This window comes from Ventrimonas faecis, from assembly GCF_040096075.1.
Taxonomy (GTDB): Bacteria; Bacillota; Clostridia; order Lachnospirales; family Lachnospiraceae; genus Brotaphodocola; species Brotaphodocola faecis.
On sequence record NZ_JBBMFJ010000007.1, the window covers coordinates 13,215 to 35,065 of the forward strand.

The 21,851-nt window shown below is 51.5% G+C and carries 21 protein-coding genes and 4 tRNA genes; 21 read left to right on the forward strand and 4 right to left on the reverse strand.

What is annotated here, in order from left to right:
* The first annotated feature begins 93 nt into the window (after nucleotides 1-93).
* Nucleotides 94-294 carry a hypothetical protein gene (locus tag WMO41_RS04935; protein ID WP_349228807.1) on the forward strand — a complete coding sequence of 67 codons (201 nt, stop codon included), beginning with the start codon at nucleotides 94-96 and terminating at the stop codon, nucleotides 292-294.
* Complete coding sequence (locus WMO41_RS04940) at nucleotides 291-902, forward strand: SAM-dependent methyltransferase (protein ID WP_349228808.1); 612 nt, start codon at nucleotides 291-293, stop codon at nucleotides 900-902. Before WMO41_RS04935 ends, WMO41_RS04940 begins: the two co-directional genes overlap by 4 nt.
* An 83-nt stretch (nucleotides 903-985) precedes the next feature.
* On the opposite strand, the gene WMO41_RS04945 is transcribed toward WMO41_RS04940, so the two are convergent.
* Both WMO41_RS04945 and WMO41_RS04950 read right to left on the reverse strand, forming a co-directional pair.
* Nucleotides 986-1,059, reverse strand: a tRNA-Met gene (locus tag WMO41_RS04945).
* Nucleotides 1,060-1,073: 14 nt separating this feature from the next.
* Nucleotides 1,074-1,146 (reverse strand) — tRNA-Val (locus WMO41_RS04950).
* Between the two features lie 678 nt (nucleotides 1,147-1,824).
* Here WMO41_RS04950 and WMO41_RS04955 point away from each other — a divergent pair.
* The 11 genes from WMO41_RS04955 (at nucleotide 1,825) to WMO41_RS05005 (ending at nucleotide 10,941) form a co-directional block, all read left to right on the forward strand.
* Nucleotides 1,825-4,476: a valine--tRNA ligase gene (locus tag WMO41_RS04955; protein WP_349228809.1), complete on the forward strand. Its 2,652-nt coding sequence runs from the start codon at nucleotides 1,825-1,827 to the stop codon at nucleotides 4,474-4,476.
* A gap of 117 nt (nucleotides 4,477-4,593) precedes the next feature.
* The gene (locus WMO41_RS04960) at nucleotides 4,594-5,826 is read left to right on the forward strand and encodes a bifunctional folylpolyglutamate synthase/dihydrofolate synthase (RefSeq protein WP_349228810.1); all 1,233 of its coding nucleotides are present in this window, start codon (nucleotides 4,594-4,596) and stop codon (nucleotides 5,824-5,826) included.
* A gap of 2 nt (nucleotides 5,827-5,828) precedes the next feature.
* The gene (locus WMO41_RS04965) at nucleotides 5,829-5,963 is read left to right on the forward strand and encodes a hypothetical protein (protein ID WP_279221191.1); all 135 of its coding nucleotides are present in this window, start codon (nucleotides 5,829-5,831) and stop codon (nucleotides 5,961-5,963) included.
* Nucleotides 5,964-5,975: 12 nt separating this feature from the next.
* Complete coding sequence (locus WMO41_RS04970) at nucleotides 5,976-7,280, forward strand: tetratricopeptide repeat protein (RefSeq protein WP_349228811.1); 1,305 nt, start codon at nucleotides 5,976-5,978, stop codon at nucleotides 7,278-7,280.
* A 158-nt stretch (nucleotides 7,281-7,438) separates the two neighbouring features.
* Nucleotides 7,439-7,780, forward strand: a complete 342-nt coding sequence (locus WMO41_RS04975) for an anti-sigma factor antagonist (protein ID WP_177292428.1) — start codon at nucleotides 7,439-7,441, stop codon at nucleotides 7,778-7,780.
* A gap of 121 nt (nucleotides 7,781-7,901) precedes the next feature.
* The gene (gene spoIIAB, locus WMO41_RS04980) at nucleotides 7,902-8,318 is read left to right on the forward strand and encodes an anti-sigma F factor (RefSeq protein WP_177292430.1); all 417 of its coding nucleotides are present in this window, start codon (nucleotides 7,902-7,904) and stop codon (nucleotides 8,316-8,318) included.
* A 4-nt stretch (nucleotides 8,319-8,322) separates the two neighbouring features.
* Complete coding sequence (locus WMO41_RS04985) at nucleotides 8,323-9,042, forward strand: SigB/SigF/SigG family RNA polymerase sigma factor (RefSeq protein WP_349228812.1); 720 nt, start codon at nucleotides 8,323-8,325, stop codon at nucleotides 9,040-9,042.
* 125 nt (nucleotides 9,043-9,167) lie between these two features.
* Nucleotides 9,168-9,323: a hypothetical protein gene (locus WMO41_RS04990; RefSeq protein ID WP_349228813.1), complete on the forward strand. Its 156-nt coding sequence runs from the start codon at nucleotides 9,168-9,170 to the stop codon at nucleotides 9,321-9,323.
* Complete coding sequence (locus tag WMO41_RS04995; RefSeq protein WP_349228814.1) at nucleotides 9,320-9,952, forward strand: stage V sporulation protein AA; 633 nt, start codon at nucleotides 9,320-9,322, stop codon at nucleotides 9,950-9,952. Before WMO41_RS04990 ends, WMO41_RS04995 begins: the two co-directional genes overlap by 4 nt.
* Nucleotides 9,942-10,373, forward strand: a complete 432-nt coding sequence (locus WMO41_RS05000; protein ID WP_349228815.1) for a stage V sporulation protein AB — start codon at nucleotides 9,942-9,944, stop codon at nucleotides 10,371-10,373. The genes WMO41_RS04995 and WMO41_RS05000 overlap by 11 nt, the downstream gene beginning before the upstream one ends.
* A 112-nt stretch (nucleotides 10,374-10,485) precedes the next feature.
* Nucleotides 10,486-10,941: a SpoVA/SpoVAEb family sporulation membrane protein gene (locus WMO41_RS05005; protein ID WP_349228816.1), complete on the forward strand. Its 456-nt coding sequence runs from the start codon at nucleotides 10,486-10,488 to the stop codon at nucleotides 10,939-10,941.
* A gap of 49 nt (nucleotides 10,942-10,990) precedes the next feature.
* On the opposite strand, the gene WMO41_RS05010 is transcribed toward WMO41_RS05005, so the two are convergent.
* Nucleotides 10,991-11,074 (reverse strand) — tRNA-Leu (locus tag WMO41_RS05010).
* Nucleotides 11,075-11,079: 5 nt separating this feature from the next.
* Nucleotides 11,080-11,163, reverse strand: a tRNA-Leu gene (locus WMO41_RS05015).
* A 197-nt stretch (nucleotides 11,164-11,360) separates the two neighbouring features.
* Here WMO41_RS05015 and WMO41_RS05020 point away from each other — a divergent pair.
* The 8 genes from WMO41_RS05020 (at nucleotide 11,361) to WMO41_RS05055 (ending at nucleotide 21,676) form a co-directional block, all read left to right on the forward strand.
* Nucleotides 11,361-12,242 (forward strand): NAD(P)/FAD-dependent oxidoreductase, encoded by an 882-nt coding sequence (locus WMO41_RS05020; protein ID WP_349228817.1) that lies wholly within the window; start codon nucleotides 11,361-11,363, stop codon nucleotides 12,240-12,242.
* A gap of 191 nt (nucleotides 12,243-12,433) precedes the next feature.
* Nucleotides 12,434-12,868 (forward strand): MarR family winged helix-turn-helix transcriptional regulator, encoded by a 435-nt coding sequence (locus WMO41_RS05025; RefSeq protein ID WP_349228818.1) that lies wholly within the window; start codon nucleotides 12,434-12,436, stop codon nucleotides 12,866-12,868.
* A 27-nt stretch (nucleotides 12,869-12,895) separates the two neighbouring features.
* On the forward strand, nucleotides 12,896-14,635 hold the full coding sequence (locus tag WMO41_RS05030) for an ABC transporter ATP-binding protein (RefSeq protein WP_494338428.1): 1,740 nt from the start codon (nucleotides 12,896-12,898) through the stop codon (nucleotides 14,633-14,635).
* Nucleotides 14,636-14,639: 4 nt separating this feature from the next.
* Nucleotides 14,640-16,553 carry an ABC transporter ATP-binding protein gene (locus WMO41_RS05035; protein ID WP_349228820.1) on the forward strand — a complete coding sequence of 638 codons (1,914 nt, stop codon included), beginning with the start codon at nucleotides 14,640-14,642 and terminating at the stop codon, nucleotides 16,551-16,553.
* A 270-nt stretch (nucleotides 16,554-16,823) separates the two neighbouring features.
* The gene (locus WMO41_RS05040; RefSeq protein ID WP_349228821.1) at nucleotides 16,824-17,882 is read left to right on the forward strand and encodes a TAXI family TRAP transporter solute-binding subunit; all 1,059 of its coding nucleotides are present in this window, start codon (nucleotides 16,824-16,826) and stop codon (nucleotides 17,880-17,882) included.
* A gap of 73 nt (nucleotides 17,883-17,955) precedes the next feature.
* Nucleotides 17,956-19,935 (forward strand): TRAP transporter permease, encoded by a 1,980-nt coding sequence (locus tag WMO41_RS05045; RefSeq protein WP_349228822.1) that lies wholly within the window; start codon nucleotides 17,956-17,958, stop codon nucleotides 19,933-19,935.
* A 168-nt stretch (nucleotides 19,936-20,103) separates the two neighbouring features.
* Nucleotides 20,104-21,237: a stage V sporulation protein AD gene (locus tag WMO41_RS05050; protein ID WP_349228823.1), complete on the forward strand. Its 1,134-nt coding sequence runs from the start codon at nucleotides 20,104-20,106 to the stop codon at nucleotides 21,235-21,237.
* 82 nt (nucleotides 21,238-21,319) lie between these two features.
* Nucleotides 21,320-21,676 (forward strand): SpoVA/SpoVAEb family sporulation membrane protein, encoded by a 357-nt coding sequence (locus WMO41_RS05055; RefSeq protein WP_349228881.1) that lies wholly within the window; start codon nucleotides 21,320-21,322, stop codon nucleotides 21,674-21,676.
* Nucleotides 21,677-21,851: the final 175 nt, after the last annotated feature.

Consider the following 21,851-nt stretch of genomic DNA (forward strand, 5'->3'; position numbering starts at 1 on the left):
GGAAAGATGTGATGTCAAATCGAATTATTCTTGATAGGGCGCGGGATTTTCGTTATACTGATGAAGATGAAAAGGAAAGAGGAATAAATTATCATGTGGAAAATCAGGCATATTTTTGATGGAGATTATGGATGCGAAGGCCGGCTTCCCGGGCAGGCTCCGAAGGTTTCCGTGACATTAGCCGATGAAGATGGAAATGAGCGCTATGTTTCCGTGGAGGATGCGTGGCTGACAGAGCGGGGGCTGGATGTGGGAGATATCTGGCCGGAAGAAGGGGAGAAGGGCTGCTCATGAGCGGAAGGAGCATGGAACAGGAAGAAAACCAGTGGGACCGCCTGCTGAAGATCAAGACTATGGGGCGGGATGATTCCAACGCGGATCAGTACCGCTATCCCTATGAGCCGACTCCGTATGCTGTGTTAGAGCGCCTGGCCAACAGCGGATGGATCCGGAAAGGAGATACGCTTTTAGATTACGGCTGCGGCAAAGGGCGGGTAGACTGCTATCTTTCCTATCAGACCAGGTGTCACAGCATTGGTGTAGAGTATGATCCGCGCATTTATGAGGCGGCAGCGGAGAATCAAAAGACGGCAGTATCCGGTGGAAGGACAGAGTTTGTTCTGGCAGATGCAGGAGAGTTTCCAGTGCCGGAAGCAGTGAACCGGGCATATTTTTTCAATCCGTTTTCGGTAGAATTATTACAGAAAGTGATTCACCGGATTCTGGATTCCTGGTACGAGAGACCAAGGGAGATCCGGCTGTTTTTCTATTATCCGTCTGACGAATATATGGCATATCTGATGACGGTGGAAGAACTGATGTTTGCAGATGAGATTGACTGTCGGGATCTGTTTGACGGGAAAGATGCGAGAGAGCGGATTGTGGAGTTTATGCTGGAGTGAAGAAGGGGGCAGTTGTAAAATTGCCCCTCTTTAGCAAAAAGATAAACAAAAAAGCAACCTGCTTTCACAGATTGCCTTATTAGTAGCGGAAGGGAGATTTGAACTCTCGACACCACGGGTATGAACCGTGTGCTCTAGCCAACTGAGCTATTCCGCCATATTTAATTGGTATGGGGCCTATAGGGCTCGAACCTATGACCCTCTGCTTGTAAGGCAGATGCTCTCCCAGCTGAGCTAAGACCCCATATTTGCTGTCTGAGTGATGCCTCACTCAACAGTGCTTACGTAGTATAACGCTTATTGTTTTAATTGTCAACACTTTTTGTACAATTTTTTAAAATTATTTTCGTGTTATGGTTGCTTTTGGACTTTTGGAACGTTTATAATAGAAGCAGAAGGAAGATGGAATGAAAACAATCCTGTCCTATGGAATTGCCTGCTATAAAAAGGAGTGCGTTGTTCGCTGCAAAAATTAAAAGAATCATAAATTTTCCCGAAACCCCTTGCAACTTCGCGCTCTTTGCTTTAAAATATTCACGATATGCAAACAGGCTGGGAAGAAGAGGAGTACGTCGTAAGCTTCTGTCAGAGAGGACCGTCCATCGGCTGAAAGGCGGTTTCAGAGGGCACGCACGGAAGGTAGCTTCGGAGCCGGAATCCTGAATCATGTCTGGAGCGCAGAGTGTTTCGAACTGGCATCTGCGAACCGGACCGATACAAAGTAGGGGTTCCCGTCTGATCCGCGTTAAGGAGACAGCTGTTGTTCATGAAGCAGCAGTGACAAAGTGAGAAACAAAGGTGGTACCGCGGAACTTTTCGCCCTTTATGCAGAATGCAGATTCTGCATGGAGGGCTTTCTTTTTATAACGCAGGGGCCCGCCATGAAAAAGAAGATTTCTACCCATACAGAAAGGAAATGACCATGAAAGAACTGGAAAAGAATTACAATCCTTCCGCCATTGAGGAAAAACTGTATCAGAAATGGCTGGACAACAAGTACTTCCACGCAGATGCTGAGCGTGGAAAGAGAGAGGGCAAGAAGCCTTTCACCATCGTGATGCCGCCGCCAAACATTACCGGTCAGCTGCACATGGGTCATGCACTGGATAACACCATGCAGGATATCCTGACCCGTTATAAGAGAATGCAGGGCTACGAGGCTCTGTGGCAGCCGGGTACCGACCATGCAGCAATCGCGACCGAGGTTAAGGTCATCGACAAGCTGAGAAAAGAGGGCGTGGACAAGCACGACCTGGGCCGTGACAAATTCCTGGAAGCATGCTGGGACTGGAAGAAGGAATATGGCACCCGCATCATCAAGCAGCTGCATAAGCTGGGTTCCTCCGCTGACTGGGACAGAGAGCGTTTCACCATGGACAAGGGCTGCTCCGATGCAGTGCTTGAGGTATTCGTAAAGCTGTATGAGAAAGGCTACATTTACAAAGGCTCCCGCATCATCAACTGGTGTCCGGTCTGCCAGACCTCCATTTCCGATGCAGAGGTTGAGCATGAGGAGCAGGACGGCTTCTTCTGGCACATCAACTACCCGATCGTTGGTGAGGAAGGCCGTTTCGTTGAGATCGCAACCACCCGTCCGGAGACTCTGCTGGGTGATACCGCTGTTGCAGTGAACCCGGAGGATGAGCGTTATAAAGACATCATCGGCAAGATGTTAAAGCTGCCGTTAACTGACCGTGAGATCCCGGTCATCGCAGATGAGTACGTTGACAAAGAGTTTGGTACCGGCTGTGTGAAGATTACCCCGGCGCATGACCCGAACGACTTTGAGGTAGGACGCCGCCACAACCTGGCTGAGATCTGCATCATGCACGATGACGCAACCATCGACTGCAAGGGCAGCAAGTACGACGGCATGGACCGCTACGAGGCCCGCAAGGCTATGGTTGAGGACTTAAAGGCTCAGGGCCTGTTAGTGAAGGTTGTTCCGCATTCCCATAATGTAGGAACCCACGACCGCTGCAAGACCACTGTTGAGCCGATGGTAAAACAGCAGTGGTTCGTCCGCATGGATGAGATGGCAAAACCGGCTATCGCTGCTTTAAAGAATGGCGACTTAAAGTTTGTTCCGGAGAGCTTCGGCAAGACCTATCTGCACTGGTTAGAGGGAATCCGCGACTGGTGTATTTCCAGACAGCTGTGGTGGGGCCACCGGATCCCGGCATACTATTGCCAGGAGTGCGGCGAGATCACCGTTGCCAAATCCATGCCGGAGAAGTGTCCGAAGTGCGGCTGTACCCACTTAAAGCAGGATGAGGATACCCTGGATACCTGGTTCTCCTCCGCACTGTGGCCGTTCTCTACCCTGGGCTGGCCGGAGAAGACCAAGGAGCTGGAATACTTCTATCCGACTGATGTGCTGGTAACTGGTTACGATATCATCTTCTTCTGGGTTATCCGTATGGTGTTCTCCGGCTACGAGCAGACCGGAAAATGCCCGTTCAACACCGTACTGATCCACGGTCTGGTGCGCGACAGCCAGGGCCGCAAGATGAGTAAGTCCCTGGGCAACGGTATCGATCCGCTGGAGGTTATTGACAAGTACGGCGCAGATGCGCTGCGTATGACCCTGATCACCGGAAATGCACCGGGCAACGACATGCGTTTCTACTGGGAGCGTGTTGAGGCAAGCCGTAACTTCGCAAACAAGGTATGGAACGCGTCCCGTTTCATCATGATGAATATGGAGAAGGCTCCGGTTCATGAGGTTTCTCTGGATGACCTGACTATGGCAGACAAGTGGATCCTGTCCAAGGTAAACACCCTTGCCAGGGATGTGACTGAAAACCTGGATAAGTTTGAGCTGGGTATTGCCCTGCAGAAGGTTTACGACTTCATCTGGGAGGAGTTCTGCGACTGGTACATCGAGATGGTAAAACCGCGCCTGTGGAACGATGAGGACAGCACCAAGGCTGCCGCATTGTGGACCTTAAAGACCGTTCTGATCAATTCCTTAAAGCTGTTACATCCGTATATGCCGTTCATCACCGAGGAGATCTTCTGCAACCTGCAGGATGAGGAAGAGTCCATCATGGTATCCGCATGGCCGGAGTACAAGGCTGAGTGGAGCTTCGAGCAGGATGAGTACGCAGTCGAGACCATCAAGGAAGCGGTCCGCGCAATCCGTAACGTCCGTACTTCCATGAACGTGGCTCCGAGCAAGAAGGCAAAGGTATACGTGGTTTCCGAGAACCAGAAGCTGCTCCAGATCTTCGAGCACAGCAAGGTATTCTTCGCAACCCTGGGCTACGCAAGTGAGGTATTCTTACAGTCTGACAAGCAGGGCATTGCCGATGATGCGGTATCCGTAGTGATCCCGGAGGCATCCATCTACATTCCGTTTGCAGAGCTGGTTGATATCGCGAAAGAGATTGAGCGTCTGCAGAAAGAGGAAGAACGTCTCACCAAGGAGCTGGCCCGCGTAAACGGCATGCTGTCCAACGAGAAGTTCGTAAGCAAGGCTCCGGAAGCAAAGATCAACGAGGAGAAGGCAAAGCTGGAGAAGTATACCCAGATGATGGAGCAGGTGAAGGCTCGCCTGGCACAGCTGCAGTAATAAGGCAGTCGTTTGCAGAATTGGTGCAGAAAATGCACTGATCTGCAGCAACAGAAGCAATTTGGCAAATGGTTTCAGCAACTGTTCATAATATGAAGTGGACAGGCATATATAACAATGATAGACAAAAAAGCGCGGGATTACCTGCTGGGGATCCCGCTTTGGACAAAAAAGAAAAATACGCTGGATGAGGTGCGGAATTTCCTGGAAGCACTGGGAAATCCGGACGAGCAGTTAAAGATCATCCATGTGGCCGGAACCAATGGAAAAGGTTCGGTCTGCGCGGACTTAACCGCTATGCTCATGGAGGCAGGATATCATGTGGGGACCTTTGTGTCCCCGCATCTTACCGATGTGACGGAGCGGTTTTTATTGGACGGCTGTCCCGTGGAAGAAGCCGGATTTTCAGAGAGCTTCACCCGGGTAAAAGCAGTCACGGACAAGCTGACGGCAGAAGGCTACGCACATCCAACCTTTTTTGAGTTTGTGTTTCTCATGGCCATGGATCTGTACGGACGGATGAAGCCGGACTTTGTGGTTCTGGAGACAGGGCTGGGCGGACGGCTGGATACCACCAATGTGATCCGCCATCCGCTGGCCTGTGTCATCACCTCCATCAGCCTTGACCACACCCAGTATCTGGGCGATACGGTGGAGCTGATCGCGGCAGAGAAGGCCGGCATCATCAAGCAGGGCGTGCCGGTGGTGTACGACAACAATGACCAGGCAGCAGGAGCCGTCATCGCGGCGGCTGCGAAACGGCTTGGCAGTGCGGCTTACGGACTTACGGCAGCAGATTCCTACCGGGAAGTTTCCTTTGCGGCACCGTATCAGGCCATGAATGCCGCCCTGGCGGTGAAGGTATTAAACGTGCTGGATGTTGCAGGTGTGACTGCCCAGGTCTGCAAAAAGGCACTGGCCTCGGTTCACTGGACCGGACGGATGCAGCAGGTGGCTCCGAATGTATGGGTGGATGGCGCCCACAATCCGGGTGGTATCCGCGCGTTTATTCAGGCGGTGAAGGCACAGAACAGTGGGAATATCCGGCTCCTCTTTGCCGCAGTCTCGGATAAGGACTACCATGAGATGATCCGTCTGCTCTGTACAGAACTCGCTCCGGAATCTGTTACGGTAGTGCAGCTAAAGAGTGAGCGGGGCCTTCAGGTGGATGCGCTGGCGAAGCAGTTCGAGGAAGCCGGATGCAGCCAGGTGACGGCCTTTGACTCCACAAAGGACGCACTGGAGCATGTCCTTTCCGAAAAGAAAGAGGAAGACCGCCTGTATATGGTGGGATCTTTGTATCTGATCGGGGAGATTCTGGAGGACTTAAAGTTAAGAAAAAGAGGTTAATCATGCTGGATTTTGAAGAAGAGATCGCACGGTTCCAGCCGAGCCTGGAAGTGGGCGATGTGGAAACGCAGATCGTAAAAGAAGATCTGACAGACATGACAGATCTGATGGTGGAACTGCTGAAGAACAGGGAGTAACAGGAAACGACTATGAAAACAGGAACAAAAAACCGGCAGATTGCCAATGCATACTACAACATTGGCCTGGAGAAGGCAAGAAGCCGGGATCTGACCGGCGCGGCCGATGCGCTGAAGAAGAGTCTCCGGTTTGACAAATACCAGACTGAAGCCAGAAATCTTCTGGGTCTTATTTACAATGAGATCGGTGAGGTGGGCGCGGCGCTGACCCAGTGGGTCATCAGCCTAAACCTGCAGGAACAGGACAATCTGGCGGAGGAATACCTGCGCAAGGTTCATGCTGCGAGAGGATATCTGGAGCTGGCAGATCAGGCCGCCAAGAAGTATAATCAGGCCCTGATCTACGCCCAGAATGACAACGAAGATCTGGCAACGCTGCTTCTGATGCGCATGGTGGAAGAGTTTCCGCAGTATGTTAAGGCACAGGAGCTTCTGGCACTTTTATATCTTCATCAGGAGGATTACATCAAGGCAGGCCGGTGTCTGTATCAGGCATTGAAAATTGACCGTTACAACCCATGGGCACAGCGCTACATGGATGTGGCTAAGCACAACACCGGTAAAGCTGAGGTGGAAAAGCGTAAGCTGAAAAACGCCTTTTCCCACCGGCAGATGCAGGATGATGACATCATCCTGCCGCCGAGCTACAAGGAAAATACAGGCTGGCAGTCGGTGCTTAACATTCTGGTGGGTCTGGTGCTTGGGGCCATGGTGATCTTTTTCCTGGTCATGCCAGCCAACACCGAGACGCTGAACGCGAAGCATAATCAGGAACTGAAAAACACACTGGAAGAGCTGAATCAGAAGAACATAGAGATTGACAGTCTGAACCAGAAAATGGAAGAGGCCAAGAGCGCCCAGAGTGAGGCAGAGGAGAATTTAAAGACTCTGCAGAATTCCAGCGGTGGAACTCTGGCCCAGTATCAGAATCTGGTGAAGATTCTGCAGGCATACCGGGATGAGGATCAGAAAACGGCTACCCTTCTTTATGTGGATACTGACTGGTCCGTCTTAAATGATGGCGTGCTGAACGAGACGGTGGCCTGGATTCAGAAGGACATGTCAGAAAACGGTTATACGCTTCTGATGAATCTGGGAGATGAGGCTCTGGCGGCCGGAGACGCGGCAGGGGCAGCAGACTATTACCAGAAGAGCCTGCAGATCAAGGGAGACAACCCGGAGGTGATCTACAAGCTCGGTATGGCCTATGTGACTGCCGGAGATCAGGAGACGGCGGCGCAGTATTTTACGGATGTCATCATGAATTATCCGAATTCGGAGTATGTGGATGACGCAAAGACCCAGAGAGGGTACTAAAACGGAATTTGCAGAGCGCAAAGACGAATCAAAACAGAACAGAAGGTACGACAGAGAAAGCGTGAGAAGCGCACTCTGCCGTACCTTTTTTCGTTGCTATGCAGATCAGGGAGGCTCCAGCGGCGCGTCCGCTGATTATAAGAAATGGGGGATTTTCTATGTACGAACAGACTTTTTCCTACGAGGCTCATGGACAGACTCTGGTGATTCATCTGCCAAAGGAGCTGGATCATCACAACTGCCGGAATTTAAAATATGAGACCGATCTGCTTTTGTCAGAAAACTATATCAACAAAGTGGTTTTTGATTTTTCACGGACGGAATTTATGGATTCCTCCGGCATTGGAATCTTGTTAAACCGATACAAACAGATGGCAGGAAGCGGCGGAACCGTGACGATTTACGGGGTTAATGCCCAGGTGGGCCGGGTACTGGCCATTGGAGGCATTGGGCGGCTGATGAAATATTTTGACACAAAGGAAGCGGCGATTGCTGGCTGAGACCGGTGGAAGCTGCGATTGCCGGAAATGGAAACAGACCGGTGGAAGCTGCGGCTGCCAGGAATTGGGACAGGCAGGACGAAAGAATCGAAAAGCTGAAAAACGGGAGGATGGGAAGCATATGGAGCGTTTTCGGATGGAACTGGAGAGCCTTTCAAGAAATGAGGAGTTTGCCCGGGTGGTGGTAGCGGTGTTCATGAGCCGCCTGGATCCGACGCTGGAGGAAATTGATGATGTGAAGACCGCTGTCTCAGAAGCGGTCACCAATGCGGAGATTCATGGATATGGCGGGGAGAGCGGCACCATTACCGTGGAGGTGGAGACGGAAGGAAAAGAACTGACGGTGGTGGTGGAAGATTACGGCGTGGGGATCCGGGATGTGGAGAAGGCCATGGAACCCATGTTTACTACGGACAAGACCGGAACCCGGTCCGGTATGGGCTTTTCCTTTATGGAGGCCTTTATGGACCAGGTGCATGTGGAGTCGGAGCCGGGCAAAGGGACGAAGGTTGTCATGAGAAAACAAATCGGCAGGTGATTGCATGGATGAGACAATGGAGCTGATCCGGCGTGCCCATGCCGGGGATGAGGAAGCGAGGGAGCAGCTGGTCATGGGAAATGTGGGGCTGGTCTGGAGTGTGGCAAGACATTACAGCGGACGGGGACACGAACTGGAGGATCTGTTTCAGATCGGGTGCATTGGCCTCTTAAAGGCAGTGGACAAGTTTGACCTGAATTTTCAGGTGCGTTTTTCTACTTATGCGGTGCCGATGATCGCCGGGGAAATCCGGCGTTTCCTGCGGGACGACGGAATGATCCGGGTGAGCCGTTCCATGAAGGAGCTGGCACTTCGCATCCGCAGGGCAAGGGAAGCTCTGACAGCAAAATCTGGGCGGGAGCCGGGACTTTCCGAGATTGCGGCAGAGCTGGATATCAGCTGTGAGGAGGTGGCAGCCTGCATGGGAGCCGGGGCAGAGGTGGAATCGCTGTACCGTGAAACCGGAAATGGAGAAGAAGGCGGCCTGCGCCTCATGGACCGGATTCCGGACGGAACGCAGGACGAGGAGCAGCTGATGAACCGGCTGGTATTAAAACAATTAATGGAAAAATTGCCGGAGAAGGACCGGGAAATCATCGTGAGGCGCTATTTTGAAAACCAGACCCAGACCCGGATCGCCGCGGATTTAAACATTTCTCAGGTGCAGGTGTCGCGGCTGGAAAAGCGGATCTTGAAGCAGATGCGGGAATATCTGGGGGCATAACTGCGCATACTGAGTACAGAAAGCTGGAAGATGGTCATGGATGCTGAGAAGAATCTGCGAGATGAAGATGCTGCGGTATCATTCAGCAAGCATGGGGAGATCCGGCGGGAAAGGGATGAGCAGGAATGAAATTCTGGAAATCAAAGGCCATGCTGCTGGCCGTGCTGGGGGCTGTGCTTCTGGTCATGGCAGTGGTGTGGCTTTGTTTTTACCGTGGGGAAAATCGAAAGGATCCGGATGGGACACTGGTTCTCTCCATCACCCGGGAGGTGGCCGCATGAGCGCGCAGAACACTGTCTACCTGAATCTGCGGGAAATCACGGAACTGCATAAGCCGGATATTCAGGTGAAGGATGTAGCGGAGGTTTACTGCAGCGATACCCATGTGCAGAACCGCTGTGCCAGCCTGAAAATCAAGACTATCCGGGAGCAGAAGCGGAAACGCTATGTGGAAAATGCCCTGAATGTGATCCGGCTTATGGAAGCGGCAGATTCTTCCGTAACTGTCAACAATGTGGGAAAGGTGGAGTTTATCATTGATTACCAGCCGGAGGTAAAGCAGAACCTCTTCTGGCAGTGGTGCAAGACCATTTTTGTCTGCATCATCTGCTTTTGCGGGGCGGCCTTCGCTATTATGACCTTCAACAACGATGTCAGCGTCACTTTGGTGTTTGGTGAGGTGTACCGGCTGATCACCGGGCAGGAATCAAGCGGGCATACGATTCTGGAGCTGTCCTACTCGGTGGGACTGGCGGTTGGAATCATTGCGTTTTTTAACCATTTCGCGAAGTGGAAGATCAACACGGATCCGACACCGTTGGAGGTGGAGATGCGGCTGTATGAAGATAACATCTGCAAAACTGTGATCCAGAACGATTCCAGAAAGGAGCGGGGCATCGATGTTTCGTAATCTGGCTCTCATTTTTGTGGGGCTTAGCGCCGGAGGCATCATCGCGGCCGGAGTCTTTGCGTTTTTGGTTATCATCGGTGTGTTTCCGCGTCTGATCGGGGAGACCGGGACGAAGCGGCACATTCTGCTGTACGGAACGGTAATCGTAACCGGGGGCGTTCTGGGAAATATCGCGGATCTGTATGAATTTCCCATACCCATGGCGGGATTCTCCTCGCTGTTTCTCGGCATCTTCGGACTGGCGGTGGGAATTTTTGTGGGATGCCTGGTCATGTCCCTGGCGGAGACCTTAAAGGCACTGCCGGTCATCAGTCGGAGAATCTATCTGGCGGTGGGACTGCAGTATCTGATCCTGTCCATTGCGCTGGGAAAACTGGCCGGGTCCCTGGCGTATTTTCTGTGCGGGATGGCAGCGGAGTGATGATGGTTGAAATCGGTGTCTGTGGAGGCAGAATGGTCGGCTGCAATGCAGGAACTGAGCATGATGACTGAGTGAACATGGAAAAAACAGAGCGAAGGAGACGGAATATACCATGGAATTAAATAAAAAAGCCTACGATGAATACGTCAAACAGATTACCCCGGTCAATGAACTGGGGAGCGATATGCTGCACGCATTTATAACCGGCGGCATCATCTGCGCCCTGGGGCAGGCCTCGGTGATGCTGATGATGAACTACTTTGGAATGGAAAAAGAAGAAGCCCAGACCTGGATGTTGATCGAACTGATTCTGGCCAGCGTTCTGCTGACCGGTTTTGGCATCTACCCGAAAATTGTAAAATGGGGCGGCGCCGGGGCGCTGGTTCCCATTACCGGATTTGCAAACTCTGTGGTGGCTCCGGCCATTGAATACAAGGCAGAGGGGCATGTGTTTGGAATCGGCTGCAAGATTTTTACGATTGCCGGTCCGGTCATTTTATTTGGTGTATTAACGAGCTGGATTTTTGGGATAATTTTGCTGATTGGAAAATCTTTGGGGATAGCGTAAAAAAAGAAGAGCCACCGCACAATTCTGTACGATGGCTCGTTTTCTGCAATGCAGAAGATGGGAGTCGAACCCACAAGGTATTGCTACCACACGGACCTGAACCGTGCGCGTCTGCCAATTCCGCCACTTCTGCATACCTGCGGGAGATGGGACTTGAACCCACACGACATAACTGCCACTAGATCCTTAGTCTAGCCTGTCTGCCAATTCCAGCACTCCCGCCGACAAGAATATACTATACTATAAAAGTCGAAAGTGTGCAAGCACTTTTTTTCGGAATTTTTGAAAAAATTTGAAATGTTTATCAGAAGGCCCGGTTTCAAAAAATGAAAAAATTTCAACTTTTGAAACCGGGCATGGATGGTATATAATAGAAACAGAGCAGAAATGAAAATATACACAAAGGAGATTACGAATCTATGGAACGTTACGATATTGCCATTATCGGCACCGGCCCGGCGGGGCTTTCGGCAGCAGTCACAGCAGCCATCCGCAAAAAGAAGATTCTCTTGGTGGGCAGCAGGGATTTGAGCAGCAAGGTTCAGAAGGCCCAGGAAATTCAGAACTATCTTGGCTTTCCGGACATCAGCGGGGCAGAGCTTGGCAAGGCTTTTGAGGAGCACATTGACCGGATGCAGGTTCCGATTGCGGAGGAGCGGGTGAACCTGATCTACCCCATGGGAGATTATTTTTCCCTGCAGGTGGGGCAGGAGATCTGTGAGGCAGAGACCGTCATTCTGGCCACCGGTGTGAATTTTGGAAAGCCGCTTCCGGGGGAAGAAGAATTCTTAGGCCGCGGTGTCAGTTACTGCGCCACCTGTGACGCGCCCCTTTACCGCGGAGCCACCGTGGCTGTGATCGGTTATCAGAAATCCGAAGAGGCGGAGGCGGATTTCCTGGCTGATATTGCGGAGAAGGTCTACTATATCCCAATGTATAAAGAACCGGTGGAGGTTTCGGAGAAGATTACGGTAGTGAAGGAAGTGCCGAAGGAGATTACCGGCGGCATGAAGGCGGATGTGCTGGTGACAAACGAGAACAGCTATCCGGTGGACTGCGTCTTCATTTTAAGAGAGAGCGTGTCTCCGAAGAACCTGGTGCCGGGCTTACAGATGGATGGAAACCATGTGGCGGTGAATCTGCAGATGGAGACGAATGTACCAGGCTGCTTTGCCTGCGGTGACATTGCCGGACGGCCTTACCAGTATATCAAGTCGGCGGGACAGGGAAATATCGCGGCACTTTCCGCAGTTTCCTACCTGGACCAGAAGCGCCGGAGCCAGAAGTCTGCCAAGGCATGATTCTACTGCCCCAAAAGCTCCAAAACAGAAGGTTCGATCATAATTTCATAAAAAGTTCACAATTTTCCGATTGACAAATTGGTGGTTATGACCTAATATACTTAGGAAACTAAATAAAATGTGCGGCTGAAGGATATTCCATACAGGAATTCAGAGAACGGCTGCATAGCCACACAGTGTGATGAGGTGCAATGAAGCAGGAAGAACGAATTGCCATGCGCAGCATCAAACGTTTGTCAAACGGAATCAGCAGAGAGATGTGTGCGGCCTTTGGCTCCGGAATGTTCAGCGGGGCACAGGGACGCACACTTCATTTTATTCTGGCGACACATCAGAAAGAAGACCTCTTCCAGAAAGATATCGAAGAAGAGTTTGGCCTGCGGCCCCCCACAGCCAGCGCCCTGTTAAAAGAATTGGAGCAGCGCGGGCTCATCCGCAAAGAGCCGGTACCTTATGATGCCAGAAGAAAAAAGATTGTTGCGACCGAAGAAGCATTACAGTACAAAGACTGCGTACTCTCAGGCCTGGAGAAGCTGGAGCAGAAGCTTACAGCTGGAATCCCGGACGAAGAGATGCAGGTCTTTTTTACTGTGACAGACAAGATGCTGAAGAATTTGGCACAGTAATTTACGAAACAGTGTAACAAGGAGGAAATGTTTGTGATTAAGACTTTACTGAAAAGTGTACGGCAGTACAAAAAGCAGTCTCTTTTATCACCGCTATTTGTAGCAGGCGAGGTTGTGCTCGAGTGTATGATTCCACTGGTGATGTCAAAGCTGATTGACCATCTGTCTGCTGACACGATGACACCACTCTTAAAATATGGCCTGATCCTTCTGGTCATGGCCACCGTATCCCTGGGATTTGGCGTACTGGCCGCGCGCAACGCAGCGGAAGCATCCTGTGGTTTTGCGAAAAACTTAAGACAGGATATGTATTTTAAAATCCAGGATTTCGCGTTTGCGGATATCGATAAATTCTCCGCGTCATCCCTGGTAACCCGTATGACAACGGATGTTACCAACGTACAGAATGCTTACCAGATGCTGATCCGTCTGGCTGTGCGGACTCCGCTGATGATCCTCTTTTCCGTGATCATGGCTATGACCATCAATGTAAAGATGTCATTGATTTTCTTATGCATCCTGCCGATTCTGGCAGCAGTGCTGTTTGGCATTGCCATTCACGTACATCCGATCTTCAAGCGCATCTTTAAAAAGTACGATGCCTTAAATAATTCCGTACAGGAGAACGTAGCCGGCATCCGTGTGGTAAAATCCTTTGTCCGCGAGTCTTATGAGACAGAAAAGTTTGACAGGGCCGCGGAGGATGTGCGCAAGGACTTCACCTTTGTTGAGAAAATCCTGGCTTTCAATAACCCAACCATGATGTTTTGCATGTATCTGTCCATGTTCCTGGTTTACTATATTGGTGCCCAGATGATCGTGAATTCCGGCGCGACGGAACTGACCACCGGACAGCTGTCTTCTTTGATCAGCTACGGTGTGCAGATTCTGGCTTCGGTTATGATGCTTTCCATGGTATTTATTATGACTACCATGGCTTCTGAGTGCGCGGAGCGTATCGCGGAGGTGCTGGAGCATGAAAGCTGCCTGACTTCCCCGGAAAACGGAAGTACTGATGTGGCTGACGGAAGCGTGGATTTTGACCATGTTTCCTTCAAATATTCTGAGAAGAGCAAAAAGTTTGCCCTGGCAGACATTGACCTGCATATCCCGTCCGGTGCGACGGTAGGCATCATCGGCGGAACCGGTTCTTCCAAGACCACCTTGATTCAGCTGATTTCCCGTCTGTATGATGTAACGGAGGGAAGCGTGAAGGTAGCTGGAAAGGATGTCCGGGAGTACAATCTGGAATCCCTGCGAGATGCGGTTGCTGTTGTGCTTCAGAAGAATGTGCTGTTCTCCGGTACGATTAAGGAGAATATGCGCTGGGGCAACAAGAACGCGACCGATGAGGAAATTCTTCACGCCTGCAAGCTGGCCCAGGCAGATGAGTTCGTGAGCCAGTTCCCGAATGGTTACGACACCTATATCGAGCGGGGAGGTACCAACGTATCCGGCGGACAGAAGCAGCGTCTGTGTATTGCAAGAGCTTTGCTGAAAAAGCCGCGTATCCTGATCCTGGATGACTCCACTTCAGCAGTGGATACCAAGACTGATGCACTGATCCGGAAAGCATTCCGCGAGGAACTTCCGGACACCACGAAGATCATCATTGCCCAGCGTATCTCTTCCGTACAGGATGCGGATTTCATTCTTGTCATGGATGGCGGACGCATTGTCGAGCAGGGCAGCCATGACGAACTGGTTGCGTTAAATGGCATTTACCGGGAAATCTTCGATTCCCAGACTAAGAGTAAGGAGGCGTAAGAGGATGAGTCGAATGAAGAACGAAAAAGGCTCCGGCATCCGTCCGGGCACCTTTAAGCGCCTGATGGCATATCTGTTTTCCCACTACCGGGCACATCTGATCACGGTGATCATCTGCATTATCATCACGGCAGTGGCTTCAGTGGGACAGACTGTTTATATTCAGATGCTCATTGACCAGTGCATTCTCCCGGGCGTGGAGAACGGCATGGACACGGTGTGGCTGCAGATGGTTTCCATTTTCGGAAGCATGGCTGTGATCTATGCGCTTGGCGTGCTGGCATCCCTGATTTACACCCGCATTATGGCAACGGTAACCCAGGGTACCTTAAAGAACTTCCGTGTGGACATGTTCACGAAGATGCAGACTCTGCCGGTCAGGTATTTTGATACCCATGCCCACGGCGATATCATGAGTACCTATACGAACGATACCGATGCTATCCGTATGATGGTCAGCCAGAGTATGCCGATGCTGATCCAGTCGATTCTGACCATCCTGGTAATGATCATTATGATGACCAGGTTTAGCATTCCGATGTTTATCGTAGTCTGCCTGTTTGTAGCCGGTATGCTGACGGTGACAAAGAAATTTGGCGGCATGAGTTCCAAATACATGATGTATCAGCAGCGCTCTCTGGCAGCGGAAGAGGGCTTCGTTGAGGAAATGATGTCAGGTCAGAAGGTCGTTCAGGTATTCTGTCATGAGGAAGAAGCAAAGCAGGATTTCCTGAAATACAATGAAAAACTGTTCGAGGACAGCAAGACGGCAAACCAGTACGGCAACGCCCTGATGCCGATTCTCGGCAATATGGGTAATCTGATGTACGTGGTTCTGGCCATTGTCGGAGGCCTGATGGTTTATTTCCAGGCGCCGAACCTGACCTGGAGAGGCTTCAGTCCGGTATCTGTCGGCATTATCATTACATTCCTGGGCATGTCAAGACAGCTGGCTCAGACCGTGGGCCAGAGCTCCAACCAGGTAGCCCTGATTGCCATGGGTCTTGCAGGTGCAGGCCGTATCTTCGAGCTGATCGATGAGGAGCCGGAGGAGGACGATGGATTTGTTACTCTGGTCAACGCAAAACATGATGAGAATGGTGAACTGGTGGAGGCGGATCATCCAACCCATATCTGGGCCTGGAAGTATCCGCGCCCGGATGGCACGGTTACCTACACCGAGTTAAAGGGCGATATCCGTCTGGAGCATGTGGATTTCGGCTATGTGCCGGAGAAGCTGGTGCTGCATGATGTCTCCCTGTTTGCAAAGCCGGGACAGAAGATCGCTTTCGTTGGCGCGACCGGTGCAGGAAAGACCACCATCACCAACCTGATCAACCGTTTCTATGATATCCCGGATGGTAAAATCCGCTACGATGGCATTAACATCAACAAGATTTGCAAGGCAGACCTGCGCCGTTCTCTCGGCGTGGTACTGCAGGAGGTCAACCTCTTTACCGGAACTGTGCTGGAGAATATCCGTTACGGACGTCTGGATGCAACCGATGAAGAGTGTATTGCGGCTGCAAAGCTGGCCAACGCGGACAGCTTCATCACCAGACTGCCGGACGGTTACAACACCATGCTGACCGGAAACGGCGCCAGCCTTTCCCAGGGGCAGCGCCAGTTGATCTCCATTGCCCGGGCGGCCGTGGCCGATCCGCCGGCCATGATCCTGGATGAGGCAACCAGCTCCATCGATACCCGTACCGAGGCGCTGGTACAGCAGGGTATGGATAACCTGATGGAGGGCAGAACCGTGCTTGTCATCGCGCATCGTCTGTCCACCATCCGAAACAGTAAAGCCATCATGGTTCTGGATCACGGACGCATCATTGAGCGTGGTGACCATGATGACCTGATTGCCCAGAAGGGTACGTATTACCAGCTGTACACCGGAGCGTTTGAGCTGGAGTAGAAAACTTAAGAATAGAAAGCATCCGTTTATTTAAACAGGAAGGAAGTCAATGTGAGCAGTCACATTGGCTTCTTTTTCTTTGCAAAATTTTGTCAATCTCAATTGTTTTACCAGTTTAGCGCGAAAAAGCACAACTAAAAAGCTGTAACTATTACAACAATAAGCTTGATATTCAAAATAACCTGTGCTATAATTGGCACCAAGTTGAAAGAAAAACAGCAGGAAAGAAAAGTGTACGCTGGAATACAATCACTGAGGAGGACAACGATTATGAAGAAGAATATGGCACTGGTTATGGCAACTATGATGGCAGCAGCATCCCTCACCGCATGCGGCGGCTCCGGTTCCGCATCCACCACCGCAGCTGATACCAAGGCAGCAGATACCACTGCAGCAGACAGTGCGGCAGATACCAAAGCAGCACCGGCAGACAAGATCGGCCTGGCAGGAAGCGGCAAGGAACTCATCTTTACCACCGGCGGCGACCAGGGTACCTACTACGGATTCGGAAGCGTAATCGCAGGTCAGGTCAGCGACTTAACTGACACCACCGTGACCGCCATTGTCGGCAAGGGTTCCAAGGGCAACATTGAGGCCATGGACGCAGGCGATGCACAGCTTGGCTTTGTACAGTCCGATGTTATGTCTTACGCATACAACGGCACCAACCTGTTCGAGGGTGCCAAAATCGACGGCTTCTCCACTGTGGCAGCGCTTTACATGGAGCAGGTACAGATCGTAACCCTGGATCCGGACATTAAGACTGTGGCTGACTTAAAGGGCAAGACCGTATCCGTTGGCGATTCCGGTTCCGGCGTTTACTTCAACGCTCTGGACTGCCTGGGTGCTTATGATCTGACCATTGACGATATCAAACCTACTTACCAGTCCTTCGGTGACAGCGTAGAGGCCATGCAGGATGGCAAAATCGATGCAGCCTTCATCGTAGCCGGAGCACCGACCACCGCAGTGACTTCCCTGGCCGCCACCAGAGACGTATATCTGGTAGAGTTAGATGACGAGCACATTGAAAAACTTGAGGCAGCTTCTCCTTACTACACCAAATATGTGATTCCAAAAGACGCATATAGCCTGGAGAAAGACGCAACCACCGTTGCAGTCAGTGCAGTGGTTGTTGCACAGGATGACGTAGATGAGAACGATATTTACAACTTTGTAGCAGGCATTTACGACAGCATCGATACCTTGGGACATGACAAGAAGAACGAACTGGATCTTGACTTTGCAGCTTCCGTAACTGCAGTTCCGTATCACGCAGGCGCAGCAAAATACTTCGCAGAAAAAGGCCTGACTGTACCGACCAAATAAGAAACCGAAAAGCTGATCAGGCGTTTCCGGAATCCGGAGGCGCCTGTAGAATGGATAGGAAGGGGATTCGATTATGAGTTTTCTGAACAAACACAAAACAGAAGCCGCAGTGAACACGGCACCGGCAGCCGACGGCTTAACCGGAACCGCAGAGGATGTCGATGCGGTCATGAAAAAATATGACAGGGAATCCAATGTCCGTGTATGGGAAGGAAAGCCGAAGACCGTGATCCGTTTCCTGATGGCAGCATTCTCCCTGTTCTGCATTTATCTGACCCTGGTAGACAAGAGCCTCCCGGAGGTGCGTTTAAGCTTATTCCTGGCACTGATTGTTATCATCGGATTTTTAAACTATCCGATCAAAAAAGGCCATGTCCGTGTGAACCACATTCCGTGGTATGATGTAGCGCTGATGGTGGCAGGCGCAGGCCCGTTCCTGTACTTTGTGGCAAACGCCCAGAAGATTCTCTTAACCAGCTACAGCGTCATTTCCAAAGACCCGTTCATGCTGGCTCTGGCCATCATGGCAATCCTGGTTTTAGTAGAACTCTGCCGCCGCTGTGTCGGCCTGCCGATCCTCTTTGTCGTAGGCGCTCTGCTCATCTACACCTTCGCCAATGTCCGCTTTGGTAAAGTTGTTTACGATCTGTTCTACACCACCAACGGTGTCATGAACACCCCGATCAACGTATGTCAGAAATACATTGTAGTATTCATCATTTTCGGCGCGTTTCTGGAGAGAACCAGTATCTCCGCATTCTTCATTGATCTGGCAAACTGTGTGGCAGGTTCTTCCTGTGGCGGCCCGGCTAAAGTAGCCGTGATCTCCTCCGCACTGTGTGGCATGGTTTCCGGCTCTTCCGTAGGCAATACCGTAACCACCGGTTCTGTTACCATCCCGATGATGATCAAGACCGGTTATAAACCGGAATTTGCAGGTGCAGTTGAGGCAGCGGCTTCCACCGGTGGACAGATCATGCCGCCGATCATGGGCGCAGCCGCATTCCTGATGGCAGAGTACACCGGCGTTCCGTACTCCCGCATCGCGGTTCTGGCCATCCTTCCGGCCATTCTGTACTTCGCGGGCATTTACATTGCAGTACATTTAGAGGCAAAGAAATTGGGATTAAAAGGCCTTGATAAAGAAAGTCTCCCGAAATTCAGCTATTTAGTGAAAAAACTTTATCTGCTGGCTCCGTTAGTTGTCCTGGTGATTCTGGTATCCAACGGTACCCGTACCATGCAGAGCTCCGCAGCCATCGCAATCCTGGTAACCATCGTGGTTGGCCTGTTCAACTCCGACAACCGCATTTCACTGGGCAAGATCGTTGACGCCCTGGAAGCAGGGGGTAAGGGAACCATCACGGTAGCGTCCGCATGTACCATGGCTGGTATCGTGGCAGGCTGCATTACCTCCACCGGTCTTGCGTCCAAGCTTCTGCGTGCCATCGTATCCGCATCCGGAGGTGTTATGATCATTGCGTTACTGCTCACCATGGTTTGCTGTATCGTGCTGGGCATGGGCGTTCCGACCACCGCAACCTACTGCATTATGGCAGCAACCTGTGCCCCGATCCTCATGAGCCCGGAAATTGGCGTGGAGATGCTGGCAGCACACTTCTTCGTATTCTACTTCGGTATCGTGGCAGATATCACTCCGCCGGTAGCACTGGCCGCCTACGCAGGCGCCGCCATTGCGAAAGCAGGACCGATGAAAACCGCGTTCAACGCAAGTCGTCTTGCTATCGCAGCGTTCATCGTACCGTACATCATCGCTATGAACCCGGCTATGCTGTTCATCAACACCACCATCCCGGAAGTTGTGATGATCACCATCACCAGCATCGTTGGTATCTTTGGTGTGGCAGCAGGTTTAAGCGGTTTCGTATTCCGCAACATGAAGTGGTGGGAGCGCATCCTCTGCGTGGTTGGCGGCCTGACCCTTCTGGTTCCTGGCAGCCTGACTGACCTCATCGGACTGGTTCTGGTAGGCGCAGTATGCGTGATCGGATACCAGGCAGCGAAGAGAGAAAAAGAGGCAGTAGCGGCATAACTATAACACATAGAAATAATCCATTGTAAACTGAAAAAGCTGAATTGCTTTCAGAGATGATAAAATCTGATCGTAATTCAGCTTTTTGTGTAGTAACTTATTTTTGATAAAAACTCCTTTTTTGCGCATACTAAGTTCAGAGTGAATGCAGCAGGAAAGGAGTTTTTTATGCAGGTGGGAAAGGCAAGTCTGCGGTTTGAACATCCGGCGTTTGTGGCGTCCTGGGCTTCGGTCGCGGGGAAAAAGGAAGGACAGGGGCCGCTGGCGGACGGAATTGATGTCAAAGAGCAGGATGAAATGTTTGGAATGGAAAACTGGGAACAGGCGGAGAGTGCCATGCAGAAGCAGGCGGCAGATCTGGCGCTGGGGAAGGGAAATATCCACCGGAGAGAGGTGCGCTATCTCTTTGCGGGAGATCTTCTGGGACAGCTGATTGCCACCTCGTTCGGTACGGTAGATCTGGAAATTCCACTGTTTGGCCTTTACGGAGCCTGTTCCACCATGGGAGAGGCGCTGGGCCTGGGGGCCATGTGCGTAAATGCCGGATATGCGGACCGTGTACTGGCCCTGGCTTCCAGCCATTACGCGACGGCAGAAAAACAGTTTCGTTTTCCGCTGGGGTACGGGAACCAGAGAGCGCAGAGCGCCACCTGGACCGTGACCGGGTGCGGGGCAGTGGTGCTGGAAAGCGGGCAAACAGAAGCGGGTAGTGAAAAAGCTTTGGGAACGGAAGAAAAACAGGCAGAAACTAATGTGGGGAAGAAAACAGAAGCGGCGCAGCAGAAGCAGATCCAGGTGCTTTGTGCAGCAGACCACAGATTTCGCGTGGCGATCACCGGCATCACCACCGGAAAGCTGGTGGACATGGGAACCAAGGATTCCATGAACATGGGAGCTGCCATGGCTCCGGCGGCCTGGAATACCATCTGCCGCAACTTTGAGGATTTTGGTGTGGATGCCTCTTACTATGACCGTATCATCACCGGGGATTTGGGAGCGGTAGGGCAGAAAGCACTTCTGGATTTTATGAAGAACAGCGGCTATGATATTACCGGAAAACACATGGACTGTGGCCTGGAAATCTATGACCGGGGCGAGCAGGATGTTCACTCTGGCGGAAGCGGCTGCGGCTGCTCCGCAGTAACCCTGTGCGCCCACATTCTGCCGAAACTGATGCGGGGCGAGTGGAACCGGGTTCTGTTTGTGCCAACCGGTGCGCTGCTCTCCACCGTCAGCTATAACGAAGGACAGAGCATCCCGGGAATCGCTCATGCGGTGATGCTGGAACGGATGGAGGTGTGAAATGATTCTGAATCATAGCATAATCAGTATGATGGCTGGCGCAGCAGAAGGCGGCCCGGGAAGTTTTGGTGGCGGTGTGGTGATGGAGCTGGTCCGTGCCTTTCTGGTGGGCGGTATCATCTGTGCCCTGGCGCAGATTCTGTTAGACCGTACCAAAATGATGCCTGGTCGGGTCATGGTAACGCTGGTCGTGGCGGGCAATATCTTAGGCTGGCTGGGCCTTTACGAACCCTTTTTGAAATGGGCCGGAGCCGGGGCAGGGGTGCCGCTTCTCGGCTTTGGAAATACCCTGTGGAAGGGTGTAGAAAAGGCATTCGGAGAAGAGGGACCCATTGGAATCTTCAAAGGCGGTCTGACCGCCGCTTCTGCTGGAATCGCCGCGGCGCTGGTGTTCGGGTATCTGGGGGCGCTGGTGTTTAAGCCGAAGATGAAAGAATAAATGGAGAAAAAGTTCTGAAAAGGAAAATGAAACCCTTTTCAGAACTTTTTTGTATAGTGGTTCCACCTTTTGTAGTTTCTAATAGTGATGTATATGGAGGGATTCAGATCAGACCGGATACAGAGGAACCGGAAGACGTGGATGAGGATGTTTTTTTCTAAAGAACCGAATAATC